Genomic DNA, 16047 nt, shown 5'->3' with positions numbered 1-16047 from the left:
ACCGCTCCGTCACCCTGGACCCGCCCCGGGTCACCATCGCCGAGCCGGAACCGGCGGCCACGACAACTCCGCAAGCGCCGGCCGAGCCGGAGACGCCGGCCACGCCGGGCGCGCGGCGCGTGCGCAGGTGGCGGTGGACCCGCCGCCGGATCGACCTCACCGTGTACGGCGGATTCCTGCTCGCCGCGATCTGGGTGACCAGCGGCATCTGGACCGACCCGGCCGGGCGGGTGGCCGCGCTGTACAGCAGCGACCCGGCGCAGGTGCAGTTCTTCCTGGCCCACTCGGTGCGCGTGGTGCTGCACGGCGAGTTCCCGTTCTTCACCGAGCAGTTCAACTACCCCGACGGCGTCAACCTGATGGCGAACACCGCCATCCTGGCGCTCGGCATCCCGATGGTGCCGGTGACCCTCCTGTTCGGACCGGCGGTCTCCTTCGTCACGCTCGTCACGCTCGGCCTGGCCGGCACCGCCGCCGCCTGGTACCGGGTGCTGTCCCGGCACCTGATCCGCCACCGCCCCGCCGCGGCAGTGGCGGCCTGGTTCTGCGGGTTCTCGCCGGCCATGCTGGCGCACGCCAACTGGCACCCCAACATCATCAGCCAGTTCCTGCTGCCGTTCATCGTGTGGCGGGTGCTGGTGCTGACCCGCTCGACCCGGCCGGTACGCGACGGCGTGCTGCTGGCGCTGCTGGTCACCGCGCAGGCGTTCATCAACGAGGAGATCCTGCTCTTCACCGCGCTGGCCCTGGGCGTGTTCCTGATCGCCGTGGTGGTGCAGCAGCGTGAGCGGTGGACCGCCGCGTGGCGGCCGCTCGGGGCCGGGCTGGCGGTCTGCGCGGCGCTGGCCGGGGCGCTGCTGGCGTACCCGCTGTGGGTGCAGTTCGCCGGCCCGATGGCGTACCACGGGCTCAGCGACGCGGTACGCGACTACGGCAACGACATCGCCGCGTACTTCGCCCCCGGCTCGCCCACGTTCGGCGGCAACGAGCGCGCCAACGTCAACCTCGCCCCGAACTACTCGGAGGAGAACGCGTTCTTCGGCTGGAGCCTGTCGCTGCTGGCCGTGGGCATCGTGATCTGGCTGCGGCGCGACGTGATCGTCCGGGCGCTGGCCGCCACCGGGCTGTTCTTCGCCGTGCTCTCCCTCGGCGAGCGGATCTCCTGGTGGGACCGGGAACTCGTCACCGGGCCGTGGGAGTTCCTGGTGCGGCTGCCGCTGCTGGACGCCGTGGTGCCGACCCGCTTCGGCCTGATCACCAGCGTGACGGTGGCGATCCTGCTCGCGTACGCGGTGCGGCGCGCCTGGGCGCTGCGGGGCGTGGACCGGCGGACCGCCCGCAAGCTCACCGCCGCGGGCCTGGTCTTCGCGCTGCTGCCGATCGCGCCGATGCCGTTGCGGGTCACCACCCGGGAGCCGGTGCCGGAGTTCATCACCGCCGACCGGTGGCGGCAGTACGTCGGGCCGGACCAGACGCTCGTGTCCGTGCCGGTGCCGGCGATGGGCAACACCGACCCGATGCGCTGGGCGGCCAGCACCAACCTCGACTTCAAGATCCCCGGCGGTTACTTCCTCGCGCCGCGCAACGGCGTCACCGGTGACCCGGGACGCTTCGGCGGACGGCCCAGCGGCATCGGCGAGATGCTGCGGGAGGTGTCGTCCACCGGCCGTACGCCGAAGCTGGACGACCGGCAGCGCCGCCGCTACCTGGACGAGTTGCGGCACTGGAACGCGGCGGTCGTGGTGCTGCCGCTGGCCGAGCAGAACGCCGAGCCGCTGCGCCGCACGGTGGAGCAACTGGTCGGGCCCGGGCGGCAGGAGCTGGACGTGTGGCTGTGGGACGTGCGGAAACTGACCAGCCGGCCCGCCTGACCGCACCCGAGCAGCCCGCTCCGGCGCCCCGGCGCCGGCCCCGCCCGGTCGACGCGCTGGTGGTGGCCGGCTACCTCGCTCTCGCGGTGGTGCTCACCAGCGACCAGTGGCGCCGCCCGGAACGGCTGTTCCACCAGGCCGGCGACCAGATCCTGTTCGAGTGGATGCTGGCCCGGGCCGCCCGCGCGGTGACCGGCGGCGAGAACCCGCTGCACAGCGCCGCGCTGAACGCCCCGGACGGGGTGAACCTGATGGCGAACACGTCGGTGCTCGGGCTGGGCGTGCCGCTCACCCCGGTCACCGTCGCGTTCGGCTCCCAGGCGGCGTTCCTTCTCGCCGTGACGATCAGCCTCGCCGGCACCGCCACCGCCTGGTACGCGCTGCTCGCCCCCCGGCTGGTCCGCTCCCGGGCCGCCGCCGCGGTGGGCGGCCTGTTCTGCGGCTTCGCCCCGGGCATGGTGGCGCAGGCCGGCGCCCACCTGCACATGGCCGCCCAGTTCCTGGTGCCGGTGATCCTCGCCCTGGTGTTCCGGCCGGCCACCGACCGGGTACGCCGCGACGGCGTGCTGCTCGGGCTGGCCGTCGCGTACCAGGTGTTCCTCGGCGAGGAGGTGCTCGTCTTCCTGGCGCTGGCCGCCGGGGTGTTCGCCGGGGCGTACGCGCTCGCCGACCGGGCCGCCGCGCGTCGGCTGGCGCCGGTGGTGGCCCGCCGGCTGGGCATCGGCGCGCTGGTCGCGGGCGTGCTGCTGGCGTACCCGCTGTGGTTCCAGTTCGCCGGTCCGGGCCACTACCGCGGGATGCCGTTCCACACCGAGGGCTACCGGCTGGACCTGGTCTCGTTCGTCGCATCCGCCCGGCAGACAGTGGCCGGGGACGCCCGCCGGGCCGGGCTGCTGTCGCCGAACCCGACCGAGCAGAACTCGTTCTTCGGGCCGTTCCTGCCGCTGCTGGCCGTACTCGTGGTGGTGCGGCTGTGGCGGCGGCCGCTGGTGCGCGCGCTCGCCGCGTGCGGCCTGCTGTTCGCGGCGCTGTCGCTCGGCGCCTCGGTGGTCGTCGACCGCGACGACACCGGGCTGCCCGGCCCGTACCGCCTGCTCACCGGCGTGCCGCTGCTGGACCTGGTGGTGCCGGCGCGCTTCGCGCTGGTCTGCGTACCGGTGCTCGGGGTGCTGCTGGCGCTCGCAGTCGACCGGGTCCGGGGCGGCGCCGTCCGCACCTGGGCGCCGTGGGCCGGCGCGGTGGCCGTCGCGCTGCTGCCGCTGACCCCGACCCCGATCCGCACGGTGCCGGCCCCGCCGGTCCCGGCCGTCGTGTCCGGCGGCGGCTGGCAGGCGTACGTGCCGGAAGGCCGGACGCTGGTGCCGGTGCCGCCGGTGACCGGGGCGGCGGTCAGCCCGGCCATGTTCTGGTCGGCGCGCACCGCGCTGGCGTTCGACGCGCCGGGCGGCTACTTCATCGGGCCGCGCTCGGCGGACGACCCGGCCGCCCGCTGGGGCGCGCCGGACCGGCCCACGTCGCTGCTGCTACGGCGGGCCGCCGAGACCGGCCAGGTGCCGCCGGTCGGCGACGCGGAACGCCGGCAGGCGATCACGGACCTGCGGCACTGGCGTGCGGCGGCGCTGGTGCAGGCCGACTCGTCGCCGGCCGACCCGGTACGCGCCACGGTGGACGCCCTGCTCGGCCCCGGCCGGGACGTGCCCGGCGGACACCTGTGGGACGTCCGGGCGCTCGTCGGCTGACCGGGCCGCCGGCTCAGACCCGGTCGCGCACGTCCCAGAGCCACACGTCGTCCACCCGCTGCGGCGGGCCGAGCAGCTCGGCCATCAGGTCGCGCAGCACCGCCTCGCGCGGACCGGACCCGAGCACCACCACCGACGCCCGCCAGAAGCGCAGGTCCTCCACGGCCTGGCGGCGGTTCTCCTCGGTGATCTCCGGCACCACGTTCTTGTCCATCGTGGAGTAGATCAGCGTGCTGGTGGGGCGGTTCGGCGCGCCGAAGACGCCCTCGCCGCGCTCGTTCGGGCCGATGAAATAGCCGCCCGGGATCGGGAACTCGTGCCCGGTCAGCGCGCTCCAGCGCAGCGTGTGCAGCCCGTGCACGTTGCTCGGGATCGGCACCGGCACCAGCGTCCGGCCCTCCGGCACGTACGGCCGCCAGCCACCGGCGGTGATGAAGCGCGGCGGCGGGTCGATGTCCTGCGCCGGCAGCGGACGTGGGATCAGCGGGACCAGTGCGGCCACGATCGCGGCGTACCCGGCCAGCCGCAGCACCCGGCGGCGGGTGTCGCGCGCGGCCGTCCCGTCGCCGTCGTCCGTGCTGTCGTCGGCGGCGGCGCGGGGGGCGGGCACCGGCGGACGGCCGCCGCGCGCCAGCGTGTCCCACGCCAGGGCGAGCAGCACACCGATGGCGCCCACCACCACCAGGCTCAACCGGGTCGGCATCATCATCTCGACCAGCGGCAGGTCGTCCGGGATGTACGCCCACGGCCCGTCGATGTCGGTCTCCGCGCCGTTGAACCGCACCACCGGGCCGATCGAGGCGACAGTGAAGACGACCACCAGCACGGCCAGGATCCGGGCCGCCACCGACCGGCGGACCAGCAGCACCAGCGCGCCCAGCACCACCAGCACCAGCGGCCAGCCGAACCAGGTGTTCTGCTCGGTCAGCCCGATGGTCTTCTCCACCGCCTCGTCACCGGCGATCGTGTCCCGGGCGAACGTGACGAAGGCCACCAGGTCCTCGCCCCAGTTGTGGAAGACGCCGCCCTGCAACCCCCGGTAGGCCTGCGGCCCGTTGAACTGGAACCAGATCGGGTACGCCGTCAGCAGCAGCGCCAGCCCGCCGCCGAGGCCGAGCGCGGCCAGGAACGACCCGGCCCGCTCGCGCGCCGCGCGGGGCCGCTGCACCGCGTACGCCACCACGACGACCAGGCAGGCCAGCGCGGTGAGCAGCAGCATCTCCTCGTTGATGAAGACCTGGTACGCCACCAGCAGCCCGAGCGCCAGCCCGTTGCGCCGCCACCGCCCCGGCTCGCCCAGCCGCAGCACCCGCGCCACGATCAGCGGCAGCAGGAAGTTCGACACGAAGTTGGGCTGGCCGTTCGCGTGGTGGACGATGCCCGGCGCGAAACCGAGGAACGCGCCACCGGCGAACGCGGCGGCCCGCGACCGGACCAGATGCCGCGACAGCACCCAGTACGACGTGGCGGCGGTCGCGGACAGCGCCGCGCCCAGATAGAGCGCGTACATCACCTGCGGACCGAGCAGCAGCGTCAGCGGCGCCAGCGGCAGCGTCACCCCGAGCAGCGAGGTGTTCGCCATCATGTTCACCCCGTCCGGCGCGTTCTGCCGGGTGGTGAACAGCGGGTTCTCCAGGTGCTGCACCGAGTACGCGCCGTGCGCGAACAGCCACTCGAACCAGCTGTGGTCGGTGGGCAGGTGCGAGGAGACCCGGTGCTCCACGTCGCCCCAGTAGTTGAGGCAGACGAGGACACCGAGCAACACATAGGCTCCGATGGCCAGCAGATCGGCGCGGGCCGGCCGGCGACGGGCACGGCGTGGCGGATCGGCCACGACGGCGTCCGCCTCGACTGACGAGGGGTTCAACGAGGGGTCCACCACGGGCACGGCCACGACGCGCCATCGTACAGGCGGATTGTGGCGATGCCGGTCACGGCCGGACGGCGGCCCGGCGCGCGGGAGAGGGTGGTTGTGACCGTCATCGATCTGGGGGAGTTGCGCCACGACGCTCCGCCCGGCCCGGCGCCCCGCCCCCCGCGTGCCGTCGGACGGCCGTTCCGCCTTCTGGTGGTGCTGCTGGTGGCGCTGCTCACGCTCACCGCCGCGACGCCGCCGCGCGGCCCGGTCGAATGGACGCTGCCCGGCGGGCTGGGGTCGGCCGTGTTCGTCGCCGGCGACGTGGTGTATGTGGTGCGGCCGAACCGCGGTGACGGGCGGGAACTCGTCGCCTATCGGGAAGAACGGGAACTGTGGCGCAGCCCGCTGCCCGGAGCCGGCACCGCCGTGTCGGTGTGGCAGCAGGAGGGCCGGGTGATGGTGGCCGGCCCGGCCGGCAACGACGAGGACTGGGAGACCGTGACGTACGACGCGGCCACCGGCGCGGAGGTCTGGCGCCGGCGCGGTGTCGCGTTCGCGATCGGCCGGGTGCTGCTGTCGCAGTCCGCCGCGTCCGACCCCCGCCCGTCGATCACCCGGGTCGACCCGACCGACGGCCGTACGATGTGGACGGTGCCCATGACGGGCATGCTGGGGTTCGACTACGGCTCCGGGGTGGAACGCATGGTGTTGTCCCCGGTGACCGGGCAGACGGTGGTCGTGGACGCGCGTACCGGCTCGCGGCTCGCGGCCCGGGACCTGCACCCGGTGCAACCGCCCGCCCAGCGCCAGGTGCTGACCGTCGGCGGGCTGCTGCTGGAGATCCGCGATGCCGGCCGGACCGTCGAGGCGTACGACCTGGACACGCTGCGGCCGCGCTGGACCGTCGAGCAGAAGCTCGTCGACTACGTCGACAGCTGCGGCGCCCTGCTCTGCGCCGCCCCGCCGGCCGGCGGGATGACAGCGCTCGACCCGGCGACCGGCGCCGCGCGCTGGACCGTGGACCGGTGGGCGGGCGTGGCGGCGGCGCGCGGCGACCGGCTGCTCGTCGGCGACACCGCCACCGGCACCGGCGGCCTGGCGGTGCTCGGCCAGGCCGACGGGCACCTGATCGCCGAGCTGGACGGCTGGACCCTGGTCCCGCAGCACGAGTCCGGCGGCCCGCTGCTGGCCACCCGGCCGCTGGGCGGCGGCCGGCAACTCCTGGCCGAGATGGACCTGTCCGGCGGTCCGCCCCCGATCAGGGGAGTGATCACCGGCACCGACTGCACCACCGGCGTGACGCTTCTGGTCTGCCGCCGGCCCGGCGGCGACTACATGGTGCGGCGGCTGCCGTGAGCCCGGTGATCGAACTGGGCGAGATGCGGCACGGGGAGTCCGCTGACGAGCCGGACCCCACGCCGCCCCGCCGGCCGCCCGGTCCGACGGCCCGGGTGGCGTTGCTCGGCGTACTGGTGCTGCTCGTCGTGACCGCGGCTGCCGCGCCGCCGCGCCGGCCCGAGCCGATCCGGATACCCGCCCCGCAGGGCGCGGCGTTCGTGGTCCTGCCCGACCGGGTGGTGGTGGCCGACGGCCCGGGCGCGATCGGCCGGGGCGGGCGGGTGGTCGCCGCGCACCGGCTGCCCGGAGGGGACCCGGCGTGGCGGTTCGCGCTGACCGACGGCGACCACGTGCTCGGCCTCACCGCCGTGGCCGGGGGACTGCTGGTGACGAGCAGCCCGGCCGGGGAAGGCGACTCGGTGTCGGCGATGCTTGACCCGGCGACCGGCACGCTGCGCTGGCGGCATCCCGGCTACCCGGTCCCGACCGCCTCGGGCGGGCTGCTGCTGGAGAACCCCCGCCCGCCCGGCGCGGGCACCGTACGGGCCGTGGACCCGGCCTCCGGCGCGGTGCGCTGGACGCTGCCCGTGCCCGGCCAGGAGGTGGGGTACCGCCGCGACGACCACGGGGTGACCCAGCTCGTGCTGGTCACCCCGCGGGGCCGGGTGACCGTGTACGACGCGGACTCCGGCACGGTCGCGCACACCGGGCGGGTGGCGCCCGCGGCCGGTCGCGCCGCCTACCGGTACGCCCAGGTGGTGGCCGATCTCCTGCTCGTCGAGGACGCCCGGGGCTCGGTCACCGGGTACGGGCTGGACCGGCTCGACGAGCGGTGGAACCTGCCGGTCGGCTCCCGCGCCGGACTCTGGTTCGCCGACTGCGCCGGAATGGTGTGTCTGCGCAACCAGGTGGGCGGCGCGCAGGCCCTCGACCCGGCCACCGGCCGCCCGGCGTGGACCGACGAGCGGTGGCTCGGGATGGGACCGGTCGGCGACCGGTTGATCGCCGCCGAGCGCGGGGTCGGGGAGGAGCTGGAACTGTCGGCGCTGGACCCGCCGACCGGCCGCGTGCTGGCCCGGCTGGGCCGCTGGCGCGTATCCGGCAACGACCTCCCGTCCGGGCCGCTGCTCGGGCTGCGCACGCTCACCGAGGACCGGACGCTCGTCGGCGCGCTGGACGTGGCGGCCGGGCAGGTGCGGATCCGGGGGATCCTGCCCGGCGCCTGGTCCGAGTGCGCGGACACGGGTACGCAGCTGGTGTGCCTGCGTCCGACCGGCGGCATGGCGATCTGGCCGGTCGGCCGCTGATCACCAGTTGGCCTGCGCCGGTGGCGGCGGCAGGGGCGTCGACTCCGGACGCAGCACGTACGCGATGCCGCCGCTGCCCGCCTGCCAGGCACGCTCGAACGGCACGCGCGGCACGGTGCGGCGGACCCGCTCGTCGTCCGGCGCGTACGGATCGTTCAGCACCGGGTCGCCGTCGGCGGTGAAGCCGACCAGCACGATGAGGTGCCCCCGGGTGTCGTAGTCCAGCCCCGGCACCTGCCCTGCGGTGAACGCGGCCGAGACGACCAGCGGGATGCCGGCGGCCACGAACAGTTCCGCCTCGGCCAGCGAACGCAGCCGGGTGACGAACGCGTCCACCCCGTGCGTCGCCGCGTACGCGGTGTTGAACGGCCAGTTGCCCGCCCCGGCGTACGCGTGGTCGTAGCAGTGCCGGGCGGCGTGCACCACCAGCGGGCGGGGGCCGGGCGGCGTCACCCAGGCGTACCGGTCCGGGGTGGGGCCGGCGCCCCAGAAGTCGAGCACCATCGACACGCAGGTGGGACTGCACCAGGAGTCGCCGCCACCACCCCAGCGGGACTCCCCGGCGGCGTGCAGCCGCTGCGCGTAGCGCGGCACGTCCAGCACCCGCCCTCGCGCGCCTGAACTCACGCCGGCGCCGGTTTCCGCATCGGCTCCGGCCGGAGCTGCGGGCGGATCGGTGGAGGCGACCACGCCGACGGTGCGCAGCACCGGGCCGTCCGCCACGTCGAGGCGGCGCAGCAGCGTCACCCGCACCTGCCAGCCGGTCACCGTCGCGCCGGTCACCCGCAGCGTGTCGGCGGCCACCCGCGCCCGGTCGTCCTCCTGCCCGGGTACGGACGCCCGGTGCACCGCGCTGTCGTCGGCGGCCCAGTTGCCCAGCTCGTACCAGCCGGTGGAGGGCGCGTCGCCGGCCCAGCCGCGCAGCTCCACACACAGCCAGCAGCCGGGCGGGGCGTGCGCGGCCCAGGAGGGCACCAGTTCGGCGGCGGCGAAGCCGAGCGGTGTCACCGGGGAGGTCCAGCTCCCGGCGGCGTACTCGGCGGTGGTCCCGGAGTGCGGGTCGGTGTGGGTCAGGCGGCCTGCCGCGTCGTCGAGCGCCAGCCCGTCCGGCCCGGCGGTGAGCCCGTTGGCGCTGCCCACGTCCCGGTCCGCCGGGAATCGGAACCGGCGGTACGCGATGTCGCGGCCGGTCATCAGAATGCCGCCCGGCGTGGACCGGGTTCGGGGACGGTGTGCTTGTCGATCATTGCCGCTGAGCATCGCGTACCCGAAGGTTTTGTGCAACGGCGGCGGGTGCCGGCGGACGCGGCCGCCGCACCGGCTGGTTGCCGCCGACCCGCAGCCGCGGCGGAGGCGCCTCTGGCCCGCCTGATCGGCCTGTTCGTCACCGAAGGTAACCGTGACGCGCGCCGGCGGGGTCCACCCTGGGGCGACTTTGCTCTGCAGCCACCGACGCATCGGTGACTCGCGGCAACGTCTGCGTATCTGGCTGCAGAGCAAAGTCGCCGGAAGGGCATCTGCAGCCCGGGCGGCCGATTTGGCATCTCTGCAGGTCGAGGGCTTCTGGCTCGGCAGGCACTTCGGTCGAGGGGGCGAGCGCCAGTAACGGCGCGTAACGCAGTGCCGCATCGACGCTGACGTGACGGAGCGTCACGAGGATCGGCCCAAGTGGGAAGGGAGACCCGGTGGGCGGCGGGTGGATCAGCCGGACTGCGCCGCCGCGTCAGCTCCTCCGGCGACACGCTTGGCCGGCGGCACTAGGTTGTCAGAGGTCACGAGGCGGGAGGGCCGGGATGCGGGTACTGGTGGTCGAGGACGAGCGCAACCTCGCCGACGCGATCGCGCGTGGGCTGCGCAAGCGCGGGATGGCTGTGGACGTCGCCTACGACGGCGACGCCGGCCACGAGGCGGCGTTCGTCACCCGGTACGACGTGGTGATCCTGGACCGGGACCTGCCGGGCGTGCACGGCGACCGGATCTGCGCCGACCTGGCCGCCTCCGGCGCGCTGACCCGGGTGCTGATGCTCACCGCGAGCGGCACCGTCGCCGACCGGGTGGAGGGGCTGCAACTCGGCGCGGACGACTACCTGGCGAAGCCGTTCGCGTTCGACGAGCTGGTGGCGCGGGTGCAGGCGCTGGGCCGTCGGGCCACCCCGGCCGCGCCGCCGGTGCTGGAGGTCGCCGACCTGGTGCTCGACCCGGCCCGGCGGGTCGTGAGTCGCGGTGGCGTGCCGCTCGACCTCACCAACAAGGAGTTCGGCGTGCTCGCCGAGCTGCTCAAGGCGCGCGGCGCGGTGGTGTCCAGCGAGGAGCTGCTGGAACGGGTCTGGGACGCCAACACCGACCCGTTCACCACGATCGTCCGGGTCACCGTGATGACGCTGCGCAAGAAGCTGGGTGATCCGCCGCTCATCGACACGGTGGTCGGGGCGGGCTACCGGATCGGCCGCGCGCAGTGAGCGTGGGTACCCGACGGGTGCGGCCGACGCTGCGGCTGCGGCTGACCCTGCTCAACGGCATCCTGCTGGTCGGCGCCGGGGCGATCCTGGTGCTGCTGGCCTGGCTGCTGGTCCGCGACGCGCTGCGTCCCACCGACGAGCTGCTGCCCGGCACCACAGTGGTGCTCACCGACGGCCGCACCCTCGACGCCGGGCAGTGGCAGCGGCAACTGGTCGACGCGGCGTCACAGGAACTGCTGGTCAAGGGGCTGCTCGCGCTCGTGGCGATCAGCGTCGTCGGAGTGGCCGGGGCGTACCTGGTGGCCGGCCGGGCGCTGCGCCCGCTGCACCAGGTGACCGCCACCGCGCGCCGGCTCGGCGAGGCCACGCTCGACGAGCGGATCGGCTGGTCCGGCGCCGACGACGAGGTGGCCGAGCTGGCCGAGACGTTCGACGCGATGCTGGACCGGATCAGCGGCGCGTTCGAGGCGCAGAAACGGTTCGTCGCGAACGCCTCGCACGAGCTGCGGACGCCGCTCGCGGTGATGCGTACCGAAATCGACGTGACGCTGAGCGACGACGAGGCCGACCTCGCCGAGTACCGCCGCATGGCCGGGGTGGTGCGGGACGCCTCGGAGCGGGCCAACGGCCTGGTCGACGCGCTGCTGGTGCTGGCCCGCAGCGAGGCCCAGACCGGCCGGCGGCTGGCCCGGCGCGCGGAGTCGGACCTCGCCGTCGGCACCGCCAACGCGCTCTCCGCAGTCTCCCGGGAGGTGGAGCGGATCGGCCTCAAGGTGCACACGTCGTTGCGCCCGGCACCGGTGGTCGGTGACCCGGGGCTGCTCGACCGGCTGGCCGGCAACCTGGTGGAGAACGCGGTCCGCTACAACCACCTGCACGGGCGGATCTGGGTGCGCACCGGCACCGACGGGCAGCGGTCATGGCTGGTGGTGGGGAACACCGGCTTCGAGGTCGCCCCGGCCGACGTACCCGGGCTGTTCGAGCCGTTCCGGCGCGGCGGGCAGGAACGCACCGGTGCTCGCGGATCCGGGCTCGGCCTGTCGATCGTGCGGGCCGTCTGCCACGCGCACGGCGGCACGGTGAAGGCGGTCGCCCAGCCCGGCGGCGGCCTGGAAGTGACAGTCACGCTTCCGTCGGCCGACCCGCCCGCGGCCACCTGACCGCCCATCCCGACCCGTCCGGCCGGTGAGTCCGCCTCACCTTTTCGTGCGGACGGCCTCGGCTGTCCCGGCCGGACCCGGCGGTGGTCGGCCCCGACGGCACGGTGACCGGGCAGAATGCGCCGCTCACGCTGGACCCAGCGCGTTGATCAACGGAGAGTAAGCGCAGCGACGCCTTGCCCGCTCACTCCACCGGAGCTGCCCGTGACCAACCTCTCGGCCCCGCGCCGCCGCCGTCTTCTCGCGGTCCTGACCACCGCCGCGCTCACCGTCGCCGGGCTGGTCCCGGCCTCGTCCGGCGCCGCGGCCGCCACCACCGCGCCAGGCCACACCACAGTGGTACGGACCGTGCCCTCCACCGCCTCACCCGACGTCCAGGACGGCTCGGTCGACGCGATCCACGACGCCGGTACGAAGATCATCGCGGGCGGCTCCTTCACCCGCGTGCAGAACCGCAACTCCGACGTCGACATCCCCCGCAACTACCTGCTCGCGTTCGACAAGGCCACCGGCGCGGTGGACACCGCGTTCGCGCCCACGCTCGACAACGAGGTCACCGCCGTCACGGCCGGTCCCACCGCGAACACGGTCTTCGTCGCCGGCAAGTTCAACACCGTCAACGGCGTCACCCGGCGCAAGGTGGCCCTGCTCAACGTGAACACCGGGGCGGTCGTCACCAGCTTCGCGCCGCCCGCGTTCAACGGGCTCATCAAGGACATCGCCCTGGTCGGCAACCGGCTGCTGGTCGGCGGCATCTTCACCACGGCCGGCAACCCCAACCCGCGCGGCGGGCTGGCGTCGCTCAACGCCACCACCGGCGCGGTGGACAGCTACCTCACCACCACGCTGACCGAGAACCACAACTGGAACGGGGTCAGCGGCGCCAAGGCCGGCGTCGGCGCGGAAAAGCTCGCCGTCTCCCCGGACGGCACGCAGCTCGTGGTCATCGGCAACTTCAAGAAGGCCGACGGGGTGCTGCACGACCAGATCGTCAAGATCGACCTGGGCCCCACCGCAGCCACCGTGGCCGACTGGAACACCACCCGTTACACCCCGCGCTGCAAGTGGCAGTCCTTCGACTCGTACGTCCGAGACGTCGCGTTTTCCCCGGACAACAGCTACTTCGTCGTGGTGACCACCGGCGCGGTCCACAGCGGCACGCTCTGCGACACCGCGGCCCGCTGGGAGGCCGGCGCGACCGGCGACAACCTCCAGCCCACCTGGGTCGACTACAGCGGCGGCGACACGTTCCTGTCGGTCGGCATCAGCGAGGAGGCGGTCTACGTCGGCGGCCACCTCCGCTGGCTCAACAACAGCACCGGCACCGACAACGCCCGGGCCGGCGCGGTCGGCCGGGCCAGCATCGCCGCGCTCGACCCGGCCAACGGCCTGCCGCTGTCCTGGAACCCCGGCCGCCACCCGCGCGGCATCGGCGCCTCGGAGATGCTCGTCACGCCGACCGGGCTCTGGATCGGCGGCGACACGCTGTGGATCGGCAACTTCCAGTACCGCCGCGAGCGGATCGCGTTCTTCCCGCTGGCCGGCGGGACGGCGGTGCACCCCACCACCACGGCCACGCTGCCCGGCAACGTCTACCAGGCGGGTCTGCCGCAGCCGACGAACGTGCTGCACCGGGTGAACGCGGGCGGCTCGTCCGTCGCCGCCACCGACGGCGGACCGGACTGGGCGGCCGACACCAGCTCCAGCCCCAGCCCGTACCACAACACCGGCAGCAGCGTCTCCAGCTACAACACCGCCGCGAGCCTGGACTCGACGGTGCCGGTCGGCACCCCGGTCGAGCTCTACAACCACGAGCGGTACGACCCGTCCGGCGGCGCGGAGATGGCCTGGCAGTTCCCGGTGCCCAACGGCACCGAGGTGCACGTGCGGCTGTACATGGCCAACCGGTACGCGGGCACCGCCAACGCCGGCACGCGGATCTTCGACGTGGCGCTGGAGGGCGCTGTCGTCCTCGACGACCTCGACCTGTCCGCCAGCGCCGGGCACAACGTGGGCACCATGCGGGAGTTCACGGTGGTCAGCGACGGCTCGATCGACCTGGAGTTCCGCCACGTGCGGGAGAACCCGCTGGTGAACGCCGTCGAGATCGTCAAGACCGGGCCCCCGCCCGCCCCGGCCGCCTCGCCGGTGCAGGTGCGCTCGTACGACGGGCAGAGCGCGGTCGGCGCGCCGGACCCGGTGACCGACCCGAACGGCACCCTCTGGGCGGGCGCGCGCGGCGCGTTCTGGGTCGGCGGGACCGTGTTCTACGGCGCCGACGGGGCGCTGTGGCGCCGCACGTTCAACGGGACCACGTTCGGCGCGCCGGAGCTGGTGGACCCGTACCACGACCCCTACTGGGACAACGTGATCACCAACTCCGGTCCGGCCGGGCAGACGTACGTCGGCGCGACCACCGGTTTCTACGCCGAGATCCCCAACGTGACCGGGATGTTCTTCTCCGGCGGGCGGCTCTACTACACGCTCAACGGGCAGAACGGCCTGTTCTGGCGCTGGTTCACCCCGGACAGCGGCGTGGTCGGCGCCGACCGGTTCACGGTGGCCGGGGCGAGCGGCTTCGCCGACGCGGGCGCGGTCTTCGTCTCCGGCAGCACGCTCTACAAGGTCAACCGCAACACCGGTGACCTGGCCGCCACCGACTGGGTGAACGGCGTGCCGGCCGCGACGTTCACCGTGCGCAGCGGCCCGGCGGTCGACGGCGTCGACTGGCGCGCGAGGGCTGTGTTCGTCGGCCCGTAAGGAAGGGCCCCTTCTTAACGCCTCCGGTAAAGGAAGGGCCCCTTGTTAACACCTCGCTGTTAACAAGGGGCCCTTCCTTGCATGAGTGGGGTTGTGCGCGCCGTGGGGGCGGTGGAATGATCAACCGGTCAGCCCGATGAGGTGGAAGGGGGTGTGGTCGATGTCTTCTCGTGAACCGTCCCGCGCCCCGCGTTCCCGCTGACGTTCTGACTCCGCCGGGGCGCGTTCCCCACAGGAGGAAGCACCGATGAGTGCACAGTTCCATTGCGTGACAGTCGAATCCGACGATCCGTACACCCTTGCCAGTTGGTGGGCCCGCGTGCTCGACCGCCGGCTCGCCGACGACGACCACCCGGACGACCCGGAGGCGGTCCTCGCCGCACCCGCCGGCGACGGCCCCGACCTGCTGTTCGTCCGGGTGGGCGAGCGGCACGGCAAGGGCGCGTTCCACATCGACCTGCACGCGGCCGAGGGCACCCGGGACGAGGAGGTGGCGCGGCTGCGTGACCTCGGCGCCACGCTGGTGGCCGACCGCCGCCGGCCGGACGGGAGCGGCTGGGTGGTGCTGGCCGACCCCGAGGGCAACGAGTTCTGCGTCTGCCGAAGCTGGGCCGAACGGGCCGCGTCCGACTGATCCGGAAACGACACCGGGCCCCCGCCGTGACGGCGGGGGCCCGGTGCGTCAGCGGTGTCAGTCCTGCTTCTCGATCTCGCCGCGCATCGAGACGAACTCCTTCTGGAGCTCGGCCGCGGACTTGAAGTAGACGACCACCATGCCGAGGCTGCCCCGGTCGGCCCAGATGCAGACGGCCACCTGCTCACCCCCGGCCTTGCCGTCGGAGCACTTGGCGTCGCCGCCCAGCGGACCGGGGTCGACCGTCTTGAAGTCCTTCGTGGCCAGGTCCGGGGTGACCGCCGTGGTGGCGTCGTCCAGTTCCTTCTTCGGGTCGGCCATGACGCCGGACACGGCGACGATCATGACCAGGTCCTTCTTCGCCGGATCGCCGTAGAAGGCGCCGGCCGTGCTCGTCGCTTCCGGCACGTCCTTGCTGAGCGAGGCCTTCATCTGCGTCGCGGCGCTCTGCAGCTGCGGGTCGGTGACCTTCGGCCGGCCGCCGAGCGTCTGCGGCTCGACCACCCGGGTCTTGGTGGCGGTGACAACCTCGCCGACGGTGTCCTTGGTGGCGATCCAGGTGACGATGCCGCCACCGACGCAGAGCACCAGGACCACCGCGAGGACGATCAGCAGGATCTTGCCGACGCCGGACTTCTTCGGCGGGACCGGCGCGCCGAACTGGTTGCCGTACTGCTGCTGCGGCGCCTGCGGGTAGTCACCGCCGTACTGCTGCTGCGCGGGCTGCGGGTAGTCAGAGCCGTACTGCGGCTGCTGCGGAGCCTGCGGGTAGCCACCGCCGTACTGCGGCTGCTGGGGCGGCTGGTAGCCGCCCGGCTGGTGCTGGGGAGGAGGGTAGTTGCCGGGGTAGGGACTGGACGGCGGCTGGGACATGTAGGCAGCTCCTGTGTAAAAACTGGACGCGTGATCGTAGCCAGGAGC

At 73.8% G+C, this 16047-nt stretch carries 11 protein-coding genes; 8 read left to right on the top strand and 3 right to left on the bottom strand.

The window, feature by feature from the left end:
* Positions 1-119: 119 nt before the first annotated feature.
* On the top strand, positions 120-1871 hold the full coding sequence (locus tag ACSDG8_RS09340) for a hypothetical protein (RefSeq protein WP_439428039.1): 1752 nt from the start codon (positions 120-122) through the stop codon (positions 1869-1871).
* On the top strand, positions 1829-3610 hold the full coding sequence (locus ACSDG8_RS09335) for a hypothetical protein (protein ID WP_210893024.1): 1782 nt from the start codon (positions 1829-1831) through the stop codon (positions 3608-3610). Before ACSDG8_RS09340 ends, ACSDG8_RS09335 begins: the two co-directional genes overlap by 43 nt.
* Positions 3611-3623: 13 nt before the next feature.
* Here ACSDG8_RS09335 and ACSDG8_RS09330 read toward each other — a convergent pair whose 3' ends face one another.
* Positions 3624-5489: a hypothetical protein gene (locus ACSDG8_RS09330; RefSeq protein WP_210893457.1), complete on the bottom strand. Its 1866-nt coding sequence runs from the start codon at positions 5487-5489 to the stop codon at positions 3624-3626.
* A gap of 93 nt (positions 5490-5582) precedes the next feature.
* Here ACSDG8_RS09330 and ACSDG8_RS09325 point away from each other — a divergent pair, with 93 nt between their 5' ends.
* Together ACSDG8_RS09325 and ACSDG8_RS09320 are read left to right on the top strand one after the other, a co-directional pair.
* Complete coding sequence (locus ACSDG8_RS09325; protein WP_439427814.1) at positions 5583-6824, top strand: outer membrane protein assembly factor BamB family protein; 1242 nt, start codon at positions 5583-5585, stop codon at positions 6822-6824.
* Positions 6821-8113 (top strand): outer membrane protein assembly factor BamB family protein, encoded by a 1293-nt coding sequence (locus ACSDG8_RS09320; RefSeq protein ID WP_439427813.1) that lies wholly within the window; start codon positions 6821-6823, stop codon positions 8111-8113. The genes ACSDG8_RS09325 and ACSDG8_RS09320 overlap by 4 nt, the downstream gene beginning before the upstream one ends.
* Here ACSDG8_RS09320 and ACSDG8_RS09315 read toward each other — a convergent pair whose 3' ends face one another.
* On the bottom strand, positions 8114-9307 hold the full coding sequence (locus ACSDG8_RS09315; protein WP_439427812.1) for a C39 family peptidase: 1194 nt from the start codon (positions 9305-9307) through the stop codon (positions 8114-8116).
* 599 nt (positions 9308-9906) lie between these two features.
* Here ACSDG8_RS09315 and ACSDG8_RS09310 point away from each other — a divergent pair.
* From ACSDG8_RS09310 to ACSDG8_RS09295, 4 genes are all read left to right on the top strand, one after another.
* Positions 9907-10572 carry a response regulator transcription factor gene (locus ACSDG8_RS09310; protein WP_210893018.1) on the top strand — a complete coding sequence of 222 codons (666 nt, stop codon included), beginning with the start codon at positions 9907-9909 and terminating at the stop codon, positions 10570-10572.
* 2 nt (positions 10573-10574) lie between these two features.
* Entirely contained in the window at positions 10575-11732 is a 1158-nt protein-coding gene (locus tag ACSDG8_RS09305; RefSeq protein ID WP_210893016.1) for a sensor histidine kinase, read from the top strand.
* A 204-nt stretch (positions 11733-11936) separates the two neighbouring features.
* Positions 11937-14492: a malectin domain-containing carbohydrate-binding protein gene (locus ACSDG8_RS09300; protein ID WP_210893015.1), complete on the top strand. Its 2556-nt coding sequence runs from the start codon at positions 11937-11939 to the stop codon at positions 14490-14492.
* Between the two features lie 247 nt (positions 14493-14739).
* A complete protein-coding gene (locus ACSDG8_RS09295) occupies positions 14740-15126 on the top strand; it encodes a VOC family protein (RefSeq protein ID WP_210893013.1) in 387 nt (128 codons plus the stop codon).
* A gap of 57 nt (positions 15127-15183) precedes the next feature.
* Here the strand turns inward: ACSDG8_RS09295 and ACSDG8_RS09290 are convergent, their stop codons facing one another.
* Entirely contained in the window at positions 15184-15999 is an 816-nt protein-coding gene (locus ACSDG8_RS09290; protein WP_210893011.1) for a hypothetical protein, read from the bottom strand.
* Between the last annotated feature and the right edge of the window lie 48 nt (positions 16000-16047).

Origin of the sequence: Micromonospora sp. LA-10 (genome assembly GCF_051853095.1) — a bacterium.
Classification (GTDB): Bacteria; Actinomycetota; Actinomycetes; order Mycobacteriales; family Micromonosporaceae; genus Micromonospora; species Micromonospora echinospora_A.
This window is presented reverse-complemented; position numbering and strand designations above follow the sequence as displayed.

Coding starts and splice junctions, on each gene's coding strand:
- ACSDG8_RS09315 (WP_439427812.1), bottom strand. CDS start 9,307: ATGACCGGCCGCGACATCGCGTACCGCCGGTTCCGATTCCCGGCGGAC.
- ACSDG8_RS09310 (WP_210893018.1), top strand. CDS start 9,907: ATGCGGGTACTGGTGGTCGAGGACGAGCGCAACCTCGCCGACGCGATC.
- ACSDG8_RS09295 (WP_210893013.1), top strand. CDS start 14,740: ATGAGTGCACAGTTCCATTGCGTGACAGTCGAATCCGACGATCCGTAC.
- ACSDG8_RS09290 (WP_210893011.1), bottom strand. CDS start 15,999: ATGTCCCAGCCGCCGTCCAGTCCCTACCCCGGCAACTACCCTCCTCCC.